We start from the raw sequence: 14,673 nt of genomic DNA, 5'->3' as shown, positions 1-14,673 counted from the left end.
AATAGCAGAGAAGTCGTCTAGCGTCTTTTCAAAGCGGCCTGATCAGCCATCGGCATTGCCGGTACTGGTCAGGCCTTTTTTTGCTTTGGAGGTCTGTGGTTATTCCTAAATTGGAATTCCTGAGCCCGATAGGCATATTTGCATAAATTAAATAATTCTTGTATAATTTTCCGGGTGGTTGCCATTAAAGGGGTTTTCGTATGAACGGGCTTGTGCTGCTTATTATTTCCGTTGTAGTTCTCGTTTTTGCCTATCTTTTATACGGGCGCTACCTGGCCCGTACCTGGGGGATAGAGCCGTCAAAAAAGACTCCCGCCCTGGAATTTGAGGATGGAGAGGAGTACGTGCCCAGTACCCCTGCGGTGGTGTTTGGCCATGAATTTGCCTCCATTGCCGGTGCGGGGCCGATTAACGGGCCGATTATTGCCGCCATGTTCGGTTGGCTGCCGGTTATGCTCTGGTTGTTGGTGGGGACCGTGTTTTTTGGGGCGGCCCATGACTTTGTAGCCCTCTATACCTCGGTAAAAAACAAGGGAAAATCTATAGGGTATGTGATCGAAATTTATGCGGGAAAGGCCGGCAAACGGCTTTTCCTCATCTTTGTCTGGCTTTTTTCCGTACTCATAGCCGCCGCCTTTTCGGACATTGTGGCGGGAACCTTTGCGGGAATTGACGCCGCGGGCAGTGCTAACCGGACCAACGGATCGGTGGCAACCGCCTCCGGCCTGTTTATCATTGCCGCCGTGCTTATCGGCTTCCTCATCAGAAAAAGAAAGGCCTCCGATTTGGCCAGCGGTATTATCGCGGTGGATCTGCTCATCGTTTGCATAGTCCTGGGGATTTTTCACCCCGTCTTTCTATCCCAGTCAATCTGGCTCTATCTGGTATTTGCCTACATATTCGTCGCCTCCGTCGTCCCCGTCTGGCTCTTAGGGCAGCCCCGGAACTACCTCAGTTCCTTCCTGCTCATCGCCATGATCTTGGCCGCATTTATCGGGGTGATATTTACCGCCCCGGAGATAGCCATCCCTGCCTTTGTCGGTTTTGAGGTGAACGGCAGTTACCTTTTCCCCGCCCTTTTTATAACCATAGCCTGCGGGGCCATATCCGGGTTCCACAGCCTGGTCGCCACCGGGGCGGCTTCCAAGGAAATCAGTAACGAAAAGTACATGCTCCCCATTTCCTACGGGGCCATGCTGGTGGAGACCCTGGTGGCCATCCTGGCGTTAATTGCCGTGGGTTCCCTGGCCCATGGGGGTAAGTTTCCTTCAGGAACCCCGCCGGTAATTTTTGCCACCGCTGTTTCCGGTTTCCTGCACCAGATCGGCCTTCCTAATCAGATCTCCTTTACCATTGTTTCCCTGGCGGTTTCTTCCTTTGTGCTCACCACCCTGGATACCGTTGCCCGGTTGGGGCGTCTTTCCTTTCAGGAACTCTTTTCCTCGAGCAAAATACTGGCTTCCAAACCGGCGGCCTCGGTGTTTACCCTGTTACCCGCCTACCTTCTCGCGGTAACGGGGTATCAGAATATCTGGACCCTCTTCGGCGCGGCGAACCAGCTTTTAGCGGCACTTACCCTTATTGCCTGCATACTCTTCCTAAAAAAATCAAAACGCCGGAGCTTCATGCTGTATATCCCCACCTTTATTATGCTTGCGGTTACCTTCAGTTCCCTGGCCCTGACCATCAGGAGCAAAATTGTACGGCTGCAAGGCGGCAGTTTCATTTTCGCCATCGACGGTCTGCAGTTGATCATAGCCGTCCTGCTCTTTGTCCTGGGAATCATGGTGGTCATCTCCTGTACCGTAAAAATATGGGAGAAGGATGAGTCCCTTGAAGTATCCAAAGCAGAGAGAGGGGCGTAGGCATGGTATCTATCAGGGATCGGCTCTTCTTATTGTTAACCAGCGGTAAATACTCTGGTATGCGGGATGAGACGGCCATGGACGAAATAATCCGTCTGATCGTCCTTAATATTACCTATACCATCGTTACGGTCATTATCCTCGCCGTGGGTGTATCGGATATGCAGAGGGGATTCGTCGAGCAGGGGCTCATGCAGATGATCATCGGGTTTATGATCTTTGCAAACCTTCTTCTCCTGCGCACCGAATTCCCCTTCATCGTGGGGGGGCTCATTGTTACCGCCATCTTCGGCGTATTCTGCGGGGCAACCATATTTACCGAAAACAGTACCCAGGGTTTTGACAGTGTGTGGATCTATTCCTATCCCCTGATGTCCATCTTTACCCTGGGTCTGCGCCTGGGGCTTATCCCCGCGCTGCTCCTCTTTGCGGTGGCCCTTGTGGGGACCTTTGTGCCGGGATTAGCGGCGTTCAACTTTACGGTGTCCGAGGCAATGCTGATCTGCGGGGTGTATTTTTTTGTCATGATCCTGACGGTGATCTACGAAGTGGTCCGTTCCTTAAAGGACCGGTGGCTCATGCGCCAGGACAGTTACATGAACATGGTTTTTGCTAACAGCCCGGATATTATCATCCTTCTTGATGAAAGCGGCGGTTTTATTTACTGTGCGGACATATTTCTCCGGCGGATACATGTAAAAAATTTTGAAAGCATCAGGAGGCAGAATTATCGGGATGTTTTTTCCCGGTTTGGCGCAGTAAAACTGCTGGATGCCCTGGACTCGATGTTTCAGCTTTCCATAGAAGAAAAGAGCCCCACGGTAACCGAGGAAATTATCGACATTGGCGGGGACGGCAACCTGCGAAATTACGAAATACACTTTACCCCCATGTATAACAGCGCCGAAATTTATCAGGGCGCCTTTGTGCTCTTCCATGACACAACCGAAATTAAACATGCTAAACAGCGGGCGGAGGAGGCCAATGTCGCCAAGTCGAGCTTCCTGGCCAATATGTCCCATGAAATACGCACCCCCCTTAACGCTATCATCGGCATGACCACCATCGCCAAGGGGACCCACGAAACGGAGCGCCGGGATTACTGCCTTGAAAAAATTGAGGGCGCCTCAACCCATCTTCTGGGGGTGATAAACGATATCCTGGATATGTCCAAGATAGAGGCCGATAAGTTTGAATTATCCGACACGGAATTTGAATTTTCCAAAATGCTGAACCGGGTGGTCAATGTGCAGGAATTCCGGGTAGCCGAAAAAAAGCAGAACCTTACGGTTACCGTGGAGCCGGATATTCCCCAGCGGGTTATTTCCGATGAACAGCGGCTTGCCCAGGTTATTACCAACCTCCTTTCCAATGCGGTCAAGTTTACCCCCGAGGGGGGGAGCATCACCATCGCTGCGCGGAAGCTGCCGGACAGCGAGGCGGGGCTCCGCATGGAGATACCGGCGAAGTATATGAACGCAGCCTTTCCGGACCGGCTGCCCGGGGCGGAAACCGGGGAAGAAAGCGAAACTGCGCTGCGGTGTACCCTGGAAATCCGGGTTACCGATACGGGCATAGGCATCTCCCAGGAGCAGCAGGCCAATCTTTTCCAGTCCTTTCAACAGGTTGATGGCAGCATATCCCGCAAATTCGGCGGTACCGGACTGGGATTGGCCATTTCCAAGCGGATTGTGGAGATGATGAACGGAACCATCTGGATTGAGTCTGAACCGGATAAGGGCTCGTCCTTTATTTTTACCATACAGGCGGATTTACCGGCGGCGGCGCTGGTAACGAAGCTTCCGGGCCAAACCCCGGCGATCCCATCGGAGACCGGAGCCCTACCTGGGACAGCGCTTCCAGCGGCGTCTTCAGCGGAGCTTCCCGCGGAACATCCCGCGGAGCTTCCCGCGGATGATTTCACCGGCCGGCGTATACTCCTGGCGGAGGACGTGGATATCAACCGTGAAATCGTGATAACCATCCTGGAACCCACGGGGCTGGTTATAGAGGAGGCGGAGGACGGGAAGATAGCCTACGATAAGTTTAGCGCAAATCCCGAAGGCTACGATCTAATTTTTATGGATATACACATGCCCGGTATGGACGGCTACGAAGCCACCCGCCTTATCAGGGCCCTGGATAATCCCCGGGCTAAAACGGTCCCCATTATCGCCATGACCGCTAATGTCTTTAAAGAGGATGTTGAAAGATGCCTTGCCACCGGTATGAACAGCCATGTCGGAAAGCCTATTGATTTTGATGAAGTGATGGACCTGCTCCGAAAATATTTGGCCGGATGAAAAGGCTAAACTAGCTAAGGGGAGCAGTATCCTGTATACCCAGAAGAAGGTCGATCTGCTTTAGGATATAATCCTGGTACTTAGGATGGAGTTCCTTATAAAGGGATACCAATTTGGTAAATTCTTTGTCAGGATCAATACTGAACATTTCGCCTTCGCCGTTCCTGAGCCATTTCTCATTAACCCCAAAGGAAGCGCAGATCAGCTTGATAATCCGGTCGTTGACCTTCCTCTTCTCCACTTCTACCCCCGCAAGGTAGCCGCTGGAGAGAGAAATAACCTTAGAGAATTTCATTTGGGAGAGACCCAGCGCTTCCCGGGCCAGTTTGATGCGGCGGTTAACTGTAGTTGCTATAGTGCTTTTCATAACCCTTAAATACTACCATAAATCCTAATAGTTTTACAAGTGTGTTTGTATTAAGGATGCTAAATAGAATCAATAAATTCGGAAATAAAATGCAACGCCGCCCCGGCGGCAATGGAATAGGTCTTATACCGGCAAATATCAATGTAATCCGCATCCTTTTCAAAGGAATTAAGCAGGGTCGTGCGTTTTTTCAATTCCGGTATAAATTTATCGATATATTCAGCCACATAGCCCCCCAGGATGACCTTACCGTCAAAGAGGGACTGAATATCATTTAAGGTCAGGGCCAGATCGTTCAAATAGGTGTCCCAGATTTTCACCGCATTTGGGTTCTTTTCCTCCAAAAGCTGGAAAAAATCGGCCAACTTCCCATTACTCAGAGAAGATAGATTGGTTGCCGCTAAATAGGGATCCACACAGCCCTTCTGGCCGCAATAACAGGGCTTCCCGTTGGGATAAAGGGTTAAATGGCCTATTTCCCCGCTATGAAAATGACTTCCCGTAAGAATTCGGTCATTGATAATCACTATTCCGCCTATATTATTGCTCAAACTGACATAGAAGGCGCTTCCGGGATTTTCTCTGATCCAGAATTCGCCGAATCCGGCGGCGTTGGCATCATTGAGCAGGGCCGATTTATAGGGTATGTACTTTGAAAACTCCTGGCAGGTGGCGCCGGTAAATTTAAGTATTTCCCCATAAAAGACCGTCTGATTGTCTTCGGTAACCAGGCCCGGCACCCCCAAACCAACCCCTAAAATTCGCTTTTCATCAAGGGAATTCTTTTTAACCAGGTCGTTTACCACGGTTCCAAGGTATTTATAGTACCGGTCGGATCGTTCAAATTTGTACCATACCTGATTCCGGTAAATAACTTCGCCGGTTAAATCCACCGCCACCGCGATAATATAATCCCTGGTTATATCCAAACCTATGGCGATTCTGGCGTTATTCACCATACTATAGGTTTTTGCCCGCCTGCCGCCGGTATAGCCGACAGAACCTTCTTCATGTATATACCCCTCGTCTTGAAGCTTGTTGATATTCTGGACAACCGTGGGGAGGGATAAGCGCAGGTGGTTAACAACATCCTGCCTGGTCAGCCCCCGTTCCCGCCGGAACAGCTGATAGATGTTCCTCCTGTTCATCCTCTGTATACTCAAATTCGCCGAATGGGGGAGGAATTTCGTTGAAACTTGCTTGTCTTTCATTTTTTCCCTTTCGGATACTATATCGGTTTTCCCCGGTTTTGTAAAACCGTTTATAAAAACATTTTTAAAAACTTTTTGTTGACAGGTCCCGGGACCCGTGGTACCATAAATTAAAGTTGTTTTTGAAAATGGGTTCATAAAACTTTTTTAAAAGGAGATTTATATGAAACGGGAAAGAAAATTAATCGGGCTATTCATTCTTGTGGTGGCAATGGGCGCCATGTTGCTTGGTTGCAAAAAGAAGGAAGATGCCCAGATCACGGTAGGTCTGGGGTTAACGGGAATTCAGACCAATTCGATTTTTATTGATGTTCGCCGGGCCATTGAGGCCAAGTGTCAGGCGGAGGGTTACCGGCTTATAACCGCCGATTTTCTTGAAGGGCCGACCAAGGTAACCACCTTCCTGGAAAATTGTATTAACGCCAACGCCAAGGTAGTACTTTTCCAGAATATCGCGGAGGATTCCTATGCCGATCTCTTACAGCAGTTAAAAGCAAAGGGAACCATCCTGGGCTCCTATGACAACCCATCCGCAATAGCCCACTATATCGGCCGGGTTTCCAATTATGATCTGGGAAAGGTCATTGGACAGGAATGCGGCAAGTGGGTGGCGGCGAATCCGGGGAGCAAGAAGGTGGGTATTTGCGGATATCCTACTCTTGATTTTCTTGCGGTTCGTGAACAAGGGATGCGGGACGGTTTTGCCGAAACCTGTCCTTCCGGTCAGGTTGTAATCTCCGTTGAAGCTGGGTATGTGCAGCAGGGTGTAGACGCGGGAGAAAATTTCCTGCAAGCCTACCCGGATCTCCAGGCGGTGATGGGGATCAACGATTCCGGTCCCTTCGGCGTGGGGGAAGCCTATAAGGCCGCCGGTAAATCCTTTGCAAAGGATCATATCGGCCTTTTTGGCTGCGATGCCAGCGAGGATGCGATTCGCGCCATAAAAGAAAACGATATGTTCCTCTGCACCATCGATCTGGATTTGGTAAACCAGGCGACGGGGCTTTTTGAGCGCTGCCTTACGATGTATAAAACCGGTGAATTTGACGCCAGCAAGGCGGATGTTTTATTCCCTCCCCGGCCTATTTACCTGAGTAATATTGCGCTGATTGATAAGAGCGCCCAGTAAACAAGAAGGAAGGGTTGATGCAAAACAACATTCTTCTGGAGCTGCGTCATATTTCCAAGCAGTATCCCGGTGTGCTGGCGTTGGATGATATTTCCGTAAGTTTTAGAAAAAGTGAAGTTCATGCGCTGATCGGGGAAAACGGCGCCGGTAAGTCTACCCTTATCAAGGTACTGTCCGGCGCTATCAGCCCCGATTCGGGTGAAATTGAATTTGACGGAACCGTTTATACCGGCATGACCCCCCATATTTCCACGGACTTAGGCCTGGCGGTGATCTACCAGGAATTTAACCTGCTGCCCTCCCTGAGCGTGGCGGAAAATGTGTTTATCGGGAACCTCCAGGGGAATACCGTTTTTATTGACCGCAGAAAATGTGAAGACCAGACCCGGGTACTTTTTAAGCGGATGGGGATAGACATAAATCCCAGAACAGCGGTACGGGACCTGTCGGTGGCCTACAAACAGATGGTGGAAATTGCCAAGGCGCTTTCCAAAAATGTCCGGGTGCTGATCATGGACGAACCTACCGCCCCCCTTACCTCAAAGGAAACAGACATACTGCTGGAAATTGTGCGGACCCTGAAGGAACAGGGGGTAACGGTTATCTTTATTACCCACCGGCTTGCGGAGGTGTTCCAGATTGCCGACAGGGTTACGGTTATGCGGGACGGCCGTTTTATCCAGGTGACGGATACAAAAGACATAAACCGGGATGATCTGATTAAGGCGATGGTGGGTCGGCAGATCAGCGACGCCTATCCTAAGCGTAATACGCCCATCGGGAAACCCGTGCTGGAGGCCCTGGAGATAAAAGGCCCTGGGGTCGAAGGGGTCAGTTTTGAGGTGCACGAAGGGGAGATCCTGGGTTTTGCGGGTCTTGTCGGCGCGGGCCGGACAGAAACAATGCGGTTCTTATTCGGTGCGGACAGGAAAAAATCCGGAACCGTGAAACTTGATGGCAAAGAAATTTTGATAAAAACACCGGAGGACGCCGTTACATTAGGCATAGGCCTGATACCGGAGGACCGGAAACTCCACGGCGTGGTGTTAGGGTTTCCCATCCGCTGGAATATCTCTTTGGCGATACTGGAAAAGATATCCCATTTTTCTCTGCTTAATAAATCTAAGGAGAAAAAGATTGCCGACGGCATGGTGAGTTCCCTGGGAATTAAAACGCCCCATATCATGCAGCAGGCAAAAAACTTATCCGGAGGGAATCAGCAAAAGGTGGTACTGGCAAAATGGCTTGCGGCCAACTGCAAGGTGCTTATCTTTGATGAGCCGACCCGGGGAATTGATGTGGGGGCTCGGTATGAAATATACAAACTGATGAATGAATTATGCGAACAGAAAAAGGCGATCATCATGATCTCTTCTGATATGGAAGAACTGTTGGGAATGTCCGACAGAATAATAGTGCTCTGTGAAGGCCGTCAAACCGGAAGCCTTACTAAAGAAGAATTTTCCCAGGAAAACATATTAAACCTGGCTTCCGGGCAGGCATAAAAGGAGAAGCAGTACGATGGCTGTACATAAAATCAAACTCAATCTGCGTAATCAAGCGGTTTGGATTATGCTTATCGCGGTGGTATTGGTATTTTCCATCGCTATTCCGAATTTTGCCACATCGGGTAACTTTATCACGATCCTGCGGCAGGTATCGAACATCGGAATTCTGTCGGTGGGGATGACCTTTGTACTGATTGCCGGAGGCATAGATCTTTCTATCGGGGCCATGATCGCCCTAATCGGCGTGGCCAGTGCATTATTTATGACGAAATTCGGGCTCCATCCCGTGCCCGCCTGCGTCCTGGGGCTTTTGTTGGGGGTTCTTATCGGGCTTATCAATGGCCTCTTTGTTACCTACACCCGTATGCCCCCCCTTATTATGACCCTGGGTATGAGCTACGTGGTTAAGGGTATGGCCTACATCATTAACGGCGGCTATCCGGTATACGGCCTGCCGCCGGGAATTAAAGTTCTAGGCCAGGGCTATATCCTGACCTATGTGCCGGTTTGTGTGCTGATCATGGCGGGCATTATCATCCTTGGGGCCATCATCATGAATCAAACCCATCTGGGGCGGCAGTTTTATGCCCTGGGGGGGAATGAGGAAGCGGCCCGGCTTTCGGGGATCAATGTAAAACGGGTACGGGTAATTTCCTATATCATCTGCGGTTTCCTGGCGGCGGCTTCGGGCATACTGATGATGTCCCGGGTTAATTCCGGGCAGCCCCTGAGTGGAACCGGTATGGAAATGGATGCCCTGATTGCCTGTGTGGTGGGGGGAATCAGTGTCGCCGGAGGGGAAGGCCGGGCCACGGGAATGATCGGCGGCATGCTGGTCATGGGGGTCCTGGCCAATGGCTTGGCCGTAGGCGGTATGAGCGAATATATGCAGACCGTCGTAAAAGGCGGGGTGCTGATCATCGTTGTTGCGGTGGATTGCCTTTCTCGAAAACAAAAGATATAAGTATACTAAGGGGGAAAAATGAGTAACTATCCGAAAACTATGAAGGCCTTGGTCGCGTATAGCCCGACCGATTACCGTTTTGAGAAAGCGTATCCGTCTCCGGAATGCGGTGATGATGATATCATCATTAAGGTTGAGGGCTGCGGTATCTGCGCAGGGGATGTGAAATGTCAGCACGGCGCGGCCATGTTCTGGGGTGATGATGTTCAGCCCTCATGGGTACGGCCCCCCTTTATTCCCGGCCATGAATTTTTAGGGTTCGTGGTTGAAATGGGCAAGAACGTCAAGGGGTATGAAATTGGGGACCGGCTTACCGCAGACCAGATAGTTCCCTGCGGCGAGTGCCGGTTCTGTAAAAGCGGGCAGTACTGGATGTGCCAGCCCCACGGTATGCACGGTTTCCATAAGGAATTTAACGGCGGTATGGCGGAATATGTGCGCTATACGAAAAACGCTATCCTGCACAAGGTCCCCAAGGATCTTCCCCTGGATAAGGCACTGCTTATCGAACCCTACGCCTGTTCCAAACACGCCGTTGACCGCGCCAAAATCCAGTGTGAGGATATCGTTGTAATCTCCGGCGCCGGTACCCTGGGGCTGGGTATGGTAACCTATGCGGCCATGAAGAACCCCAAGGCCCTCATCTCCCTTGACATGGTTGATGAGCGGCTTGCCAAAGCTAAGGCCTTCGGCGCCACCCATGTATTTAATCCCGGCAAGATAGATGTAATAGCGGAGATCATGAAAATGACCGATAACTACGGCTGTGATATTTATATTGAGGCCACCGGCCATCCCTCCAGCGTTATTCAGGGCCTGAGCGCTATTCGTAAGCTCGGGACCTTTGTGGAATTCAGTGTGTTCTCCGGCCCCACCAGTGTGGATTGGTCCATCATCGGCGATCGTAAGGAGCTGGATATCCTGGGTTCACATCTTTCCCCCTACTGTTTCCCCTTTGTTATTGATGGTATTGCCAAAAACACCCTGAAGACCGATGGGATGATAAAGACTACCTTCAAGTTGGATGAATGGGAAAAGGCCTACGATTACGCCACCGGTAAACATGGGGACTTCAAAGTAGCATTTATTCCCTGAGGGGGTTCAGCGTGGCAAAATATGTAGTTGGTCTTGATAACGGCGGTACCATGATAAAGGCTGCCGTTTTTGACCTCCAGGGAAAAGAAATTATCACCAAGGGGATACACACCCCGGTTCAGAGCCCCGCGCCGGGATTTACCGAACGGGATTCAGAAGAACTGTGGCAGCATAACTGCGCCTGCACAAAGGAAGCCCTGGCCGCCGCGTCCATCGATCCTGCGGACATCATCGGGGTTTCCGTATGCGGCCATGGTAAGGGGCTGTATACCTGGGGGAAAAACGGTAAGCCCGCCTATAAGGGCATAGTTTCCACCGATGGCCGTGCCTGGGCCTATCCTGAAAAATGGTACAAGGAGGGGATAGTGCAGAAATACTACCCCCGGCTTTGCCAAAAAATTCTCGCCTCCCAGGAAATATCACTGCTGGCCTGGCTGAAGGATAATGATCGGCCGGCCTATGACAATATCGCATGGGTATTTTCGGTAAAGGACTACATACGTTTCAGGCTGACCGGGGAAGCGTATTCCGAGGCCACCGACTTCTCCGGTTCCGGGCTTATGAACATCATTGACGCGCGCTTTGATAGGGATATGCTGGAAGGCTTTGGTATAGGCGAGGTGTACGATAAACTCGCCCCCATACGGTACTCCTACGAAAAGTGCGGCAGCATAACTGCCGGCGGCGGCGGCCTTGACGGGGCTGCGGGAGGGTACGCCGGTGGCGGGGGGCATGTTCGACATCGATTCCTGCGCCGTGGCCATGAACGTTACCACCCCGGAGGAGTTCTGCACCATCGCCGGTACCTGGAGTATCAACGAGTACCCCTCAAAGACGCCGGTAACCGATGGCAGCATAGCCATGAATTCCCTCTTTGCCATCCCGGGATATTTTCTGGTGGAGGAGTGCAGCGCCACCTCCGCGGGGAACCTGGACTGGTTCACCGAACATTTTATCGACAAACATGAAATACCCGAAGGGAGAAAACTCTACGAGTATCTTGACGGGGAAGTTGAAAAGATCAAGCCCGAAGACAGTGATGTATACTTCCTGCCCTTCCTGTACGGCTCCAACGATAATCCCCTGGGCCGCGCCGCCTTTGTGGGGCTCAGTTCCTACAACGAAAAGATACACAGCATACGGGCCATATACGAAGGTGTCGTTTTTTCCCATAAAACCCATATTGACCGGCTGCTCAAAACCCGCAAGCCCCCAAAGACGATACGCATGGCCGGCGGAGCGGTAAATTCCGTGGTGTGGGTACAGATGTTCGCCGACATTCTGGGTTATCCCATTGAGACCATCGCGGTTAAGGAACTGGGCGCCCTGGGCTGCGCCATGGCGGCGGCCATAGCGGCGGGGGAATTCAAAGATTATGGGGAAGCGGTAGCTTCTATGGTAAGGGTAGATAGGACGGTAAACCCGAATCCCGATAGGGCCGCGATATATAAGAAAAAATATGAAAAGTATTCCGCAATACGCGATGCCCTGGGCGGCGTGTGGGATATTTTTAAGTAGGAGCGCAATAAACTATGCTGGAAGAACTAAAAGAAAAGGTGTGTGCGGCAAATAAAAAGCTGCCGGATTATCATTTGGTTACCTTTACCTGGGGTAATGTGAGCGCCATAGATCGGAAAGCCGGTCTCGTGGTTATTAAACCCAGCGGTGTTGAATACGATGATATGAAGGCCGAACACATGGTGGTGGTGGACCTGGATGGCAAGATTGTTGAGGGCAAGCTGAACCCATCGTCGGACACGGCAACCCACCTGGTCCTTTACAAGGCCTCCCCCGATATAGGCGGTATCGTCCATACCCATTCAAGCTATGCTACCATATTTGCCCAGGCAAATCTGGATATCCCTGCCCAGGGTACTACCCAGGCGGATTACTTTTACGGCGACATACCCTGTACCCGGCAAATGACCGAAGCGGAAATAAACGGCGCCTATGAATACGAAACCGGAAAGGTGATAGTTGAGACCTTTGAAAAACGGAAACTTTCCTTTGCCCAAATACCTGCGGTTGTTGTGGCAAGCCACGGCCCCTTTGCCTGGGGGAAGGACCCCTTTGAAGCGGTCCACAATGCGGTGGTGCAGGAAGAAGTTGCAAGGATGGCCCTGTTTGTATTACTGCTTGACCCTAAGGGCGGCAAAATCCAGCAAACCCTGCTTGATAAACACTATCTGCGCAAGCACGGTGCAAACGCCTACTATGGGCAGAGGTCCGGCGGGGAACATGCATGAAGCCCTACCAGATAGGTATTTATGAAAAGGCTATGCCCAAGGAACTATCCTGGAAGGAAAAACTCCAAACCGCCAAATCCTTTGGGTATGATTTTTTAGAGATAAGTATCGATGAAACCGACGAGAAACTTGCCAGGCTGAAGATGTCTGCGGCGGAGAGGCTGGAACTGCTGAGCCAAGGCTGCGAAATAGGACTCCCCATACGGACCATGTGTTTAAGCGGCCACCGGAAGTATCCCCTGGGCAGCGAAAAGGCCGCAGTAAGAATGCGGAGCCTGGAGATCATGGAAGATGCAATTAACTTTGCCTGCGATACGGGGATCCGGATTATCCAGCTGGCGGGCTACGATGTGTACTACGATTCCTCCACACCCCGGACAGAGGAGCTTTTCTACGACGGGCTCCTCCAATCCGTACAAATGGCCGCTGCCAGGGGTGTTATCCTTGCCTTTGAAACCATGGAAACCGAATTTATGAACACCGTGGAAAAGGCCATGCAGTACGTAAAGCGGATCGATTCTCCTTACCTCAAGGTATATCCTGACTGCGGTAACCTTACCAATGCGGCGGAGAGCTATGGAAAAGATGTAATAGAGGATCTGCGCAAGGGCAGGGGATCCATCGCCGCTCTGCATCTAAAGGAAACGGTCCCCGGTAAATTCCGGGAGATCCCCTACGGAACCGGCCATGTTAATTTTGCCTCCATTATCAAAACCGCCCTGGAACTCAACGTCCGCACCTTTGTTACCGAGTTCTGGTATACCGGCGAGGCGGATTTTCGGGAGACCATCAAAACATCCAAATCTTTTATTGACCGGCAATTTACCAATTAAGCGGGGGGCCTATTCAAGGGGCTATGTCCCATACCACACCCTGTCGGGAGGCGATGGTCCGCATCTCCCCCAGGGTTTTTTGATTTACCGGAATAACTCCGTTAATGCGGGCGGCCATGGTTTCCCTGGCCTTTTCGCCGTGGGTATAGATACGGTCCTTTCCGTCCACCCTTGGGGAAGAACGTAATTCTTCTAAGAAAACGGACAGGGCACGCTTCTGCTCCTGCTTATTACCAAAGATGCCGTAATCAATGGCGGCAAAATAATGGCAAATACCGGTTTCCCCGGGTTTTATGTTTATATGATTCGAGGTGAGTCCCCCGGAAAGGATGCCGCAGCAGATATCCACCATGGTGGCCAGACCGTAACCCTTATGTCCCCCCCCTATTTCGGAACTTCCCCCCAGTGGGGCGATGCCTCCGCCGAATTTTCCGATGATGTTTCTGACAACTTCCCCGGCGTCGGTGGTAGGATGCCCCTTGGTATCCACCGCCCAGTTATCCGGTACGGGCTTGCCGCTTTTTTGGTATACCTCCATGGTCCCCCGGGTTACCATGGTGGTGGAGGCGTCAAAGGAAAAGGGCAGGGGATCCGCGGGCATGGCAAAGGCGATGGGGTTTGTTCCCAGCATGGCCCGCTTACCGTTGGTGGGTACACAGATCGCCTCGGTATTGGTCATGGTTATGCCGATAAAATCCGCCTCCAGGGCGAGCCCGGTATAATACCCCGCTATGCCATAGTGATTTGAATTACGTACCGTAACCATGCCGATTCCGGAATGGGAGGCCTTTTCAATGGCCAAGTCCATGGCCCGGACCGCCGTAAGCTGCCCCATGGCTTTATGACCATCCATTACGGCAGAGACCGGGGTTTCATGGATGATTTCCGGTTTTGCCCGGACCGTAACCATACCGGTTTTAATCTCCTCGTCATACCGGACCAGCCGGTGTATGCCGTGGGATTCTATCCCGAACAGATCGGCCCGCAGGAGTATCTCCGTAATGGTTTTGCCTTCCTCCGCGCTGAAGCCGTAGCTTGGGAATAGTCTGCTGCAAAAATCCCACAACCGGGGATAGGGAATTTCGGTATACTCCGCCATGATGGTTCCAGCTACTTATCATAAAGTAACAGGCCAGGGCTGTCAAACTATTA

At 51.3% G+C, this 14,673-nt stretch carries 12 protein-coding genes and 1 pseudogene; 10 read left to right on the top strand and 3 right to left on the bottom strand.

Translation table 11 applies throughout. The features are described from left to right. The first annotated feature begins 200 nt into the window (after nt 1–200). Together TPRIMZ1_RS18875 and TPRIMZ1_RS0111385 are read left to right on the top strand one after the other, a co-directional pair. Nucleotides 201–1,865 (top strand): carbon starvation protein A, encoded by a 1,665-nt coding sequence (locus TPRIMZ1_RS18875; protein ID WP_010259538.1) that lies wholly within the window; start codon nt 201–203, stop codon nt 1,863–1,865. 2 nt (nt 1,866–1,867) lie between these two features. Next, a complete protein-coding gene (locus tag TPRIMZ1_RS0111385) occupies nt 1,868–4,168 on the top strand; it encodes an ATP-binding protein (protein WP_010259535.1) in 2,301 nt (766 codons plus the stop codon). Nucleotides 4,169–4,178: 10 nt separating this feature from the next. On the opposite strand, the gene TPRIMZ1_RS0111380 is transcribed toward TPRIMZ1_RS0111385, so the two are convergent. Both TPRIMZ1_RS0111380 and TPRIMZ1_RS0111375 read right to left on the bottom strand, forming a co-directional pair. Further along, nucleotides 4,179–4,535 carry a helix-turn-helix domain-containing protein gene (locus TPRIMZ1_RS0111380; RefSeq protein WP_010259534.1) on the bottom strand — a complete coding sequence of 119 codons (357 nt, stop codon included), beginning with the start codon at nt 4,533–4,535 and terminating at the stop codon, nt 4,179–4,181. 59 nt (nt 4,536–4,594) lie between these two features. Further along, nucleotides 4,595–5,746 (bottom strand): ROK family transcriptional regulator, encoded by a 1,152-nt coding sequence (locus tag TPRIMZ1_RS0111375; protein WP_100217076.1) that lies wholly within the window; start codon nt 5,744–5,746, stop codon nt 4,595–4,597. A 163-nt stretch (nt 5,747–5,909) separates the two neighbouring features. On the opposite strand from TPRIMZ1_RS0111375, the gene TPRIMZ1_RS0111370 reads away from it, so the two are divergent. The 8 genes and pseudogenes from TPRIMZ1_RS0111370 (at nt 5,910) to TPRIMZ1_RS18865 (ending at nt 13,521) form a co-directional block, all read left to right on the top strand. Then, nucleotides 5,910–6,875, top strand: a complete 966-nt coding sequence (locus TPRIMZ1_RS0111370) for a sugar ABC transporter substrate-binding protein (RefSeq protein WP_010259532.1) — start codon at nt 5,910–5,912, stop codon at nt 6,873–6,875. 17 nt (nt 6,876–6,892) lie between these two features. Then, nucleotides 6,893–8,380, top strand: a complete 1,488-nt coding sequence (locus TPRIMZ1_RS0111365) for a sugar ABC transporter ATP-binding protein (protein WP_010259531.1) — start codon at nt 6,893–6,895, stop codon at nt 8,378–8,380. 16 nt (nt 8,381–8,396) lie between these two features. Next, on the top strand, nt 8,397–9,347 hold the full coding sequence (locus TPRIMZ1_RS0111360; protein ID WP_010259530.1) for an ABC transporter permease: 951 nt from the start codon (nt 8,397–8,399) through the stop codon (nt 9,345–9,347). Nucleotides 9,348–9,365: 18 nt separating this feature from the next. After that, a complete protein-coding gene (locus TPRIMZ1_RS0111355; protein WP_010259529.1) occupies nt 9,366–10,442 on the top strand; it encodes an erythritol/L-threitol dehydrogenase in 1,077 nt (358 codons plus the stop codon). A 50-nt stretch (nt 10,443–10,492) separates the two neighbouring features. Continuing rightward, nucleotides 10,493–11,065: pseudogene (locus TPRIMZ1_RS20880) on the top strand (FGGY family carbohydrate kinase); the annotation flags it as partial. Between the two features lie 109 nt (nt 11,066–11,174). After that, nucleotides 11,175–11,960 carry an FGGY-family carbohydrate kinase gene (locus TPRIMZ1_RS20875; protein ID WP_332829118.1) on the top strand — a complete coding sequence of 262 codons (786 nt, stop codon included), beginning with the start codon at nt 11,175–11,177 and terminating at the stop codon, nt 11,958–11,960. Between the two features lie 14 nt (nt 11,961–11,974). Next, a complete protein-coding gene (gene araD, locus TPRIMZ1_RS0111345) occupies nt 11,975–12,688 on the top strand; it encodes an L-ribulose-5-phosphate 4-epimerase (protein ID WP_010259527.1) in 714 nt (237 codons plus the stop codon). Beyond that, nucleotides 12,685–13,521, top strand: coding sequence for an L-ribulose-5-phosphate 3-epimerase (locus TPRIMZ1_RS18865; protein ID WP_010259525.1), 837 nt, complete (start codon nt 12,685–12,687; stop codon nt 13,519–13,521). The genes araD and TPRIMZ1_RS18865 overlap by 4 nt, the downstream gene beginning before the upstream one ends. A gap of 13 nt (nt 13,522–13,534) precedes the next feature. Here TPRIMZ1_RS18865 and TPRIMZ1_RS0111335 read toward each other — a convergent pair whose 3' ends face one another. Beyond that, a complete protein-coding gene (locus TPRIMZ1_RS0111335) occupies nt 13,535–14,620 on the bottom strand; it encodes an Ldh family oxidoreductase (RefSeq protein WP_010259523.1) in 1,086 nt (361 codons plus the stop codon). Nucleotides 14,621–14,673: the final 53 nt, after the last annotated feature.

Origin of the sequence: Treponema primitia ZAS-1 (assembly GCF_000297095.1) — a bacterium.
Lineage (GTDB): Bacteria > Spirochaetota > Spirochaetia > Treponematales > Breznakiellaceae > Termitinema > Termitinema primitia_A.
Note: the sequence above shows the minus strand (reverse complement) of the source record. Positions and strands in the feature narration are given on the sequence as shown.

Bases quoted from the DNA above. Each gene is read 5' to 3' on its own strand.
- TPRIMZ1_RS18875 (WP_010259538.1), top strand. From the start codon at position 201: ATGAACGGGCTTGTGCTGCTTATTATTTCCGTTGTAGTTCTCGTTTTT.
- TPRIMZ1_RS0111385 (WP_010259535.1), top strand. From the start codon at position 1,868: ATGGTATCTATCAGGGATCGGCTCTTCTTATTGTTAACCAGCGGTAAA.
- TPRIMZ1_RS0111380 (WP_010259534.1), bottom strand. From the start codon at position 4,535: ATGAAAAGCACTATAGCAACTACAGTTAACCGCCGCATCAAACTGGCC.
- TPRIMZ1_RS0111375 (WP_100217076.1), bottom strand. From the start codon at position 5,746: ATGAAAGACAAGCAAGTTTCAACGAAATTCCTCCCCCATTCGGCGAAT.
- TPRIMZ1_RS0111370 (WP_010259532.1), top strand. From the start codon at position 5,910: ATGAAACGGGAAAGAAAATTAATCGGGCTATTCATTCTTGTGGTGGCA.
- TPRIMZ1_RS0111365 (WP_010259531.1), top strand. From the start codon at position 6,893: ATGCAAAACAACATTCTTCTGGAGCTGCGTCATATTTCCAAGCAGTAT.
- TPRIMZ1_RS0111360 (WP_010259530.1), top strand. From the start codon at position 8,397: ATGGCTGTACATAAAATCAAACTCAATCTGCGTAATCAAGCGGTTTGG.
- TPRIMZ1_RS0111355 (WP_010259529.1), top strand. From the start codon at position 9,366: ATGAGTAACTATCCGAAAACTATGAAGGCCTTGGTCGCGTATAGCCCG.
- TPRIMZ1_RS20875 (WP_332829118.1), top strand. From the start codon at position 11,175: ATGTTCGACATCGATTCCTGCGCCGTGGCCATGAACGTTACCACCCCG.
- araD (WP_010259527.1), top strand. From the start codon at position 11,975: ATGCTGGAAGAACTAAAAGAAAAGGTGTGTGCGGCAAATAAAAAGCTG.
- TPRIMZ1_RS18865 (WP_010259525.1), top strand. From the start codon at position 12,685: ATGAAGCCCTACCAGATAGGTATTTATGAAAAGGCTATGCCCAAGGAA.
- TPRIMZ1_RS0111335 (WP_010259523.1), bottom strand. From the start codon at position 14,620: ATGGCGGAGTATACCGAAATTCCCTATCCCCGGTTGTGGGATTTTTGC.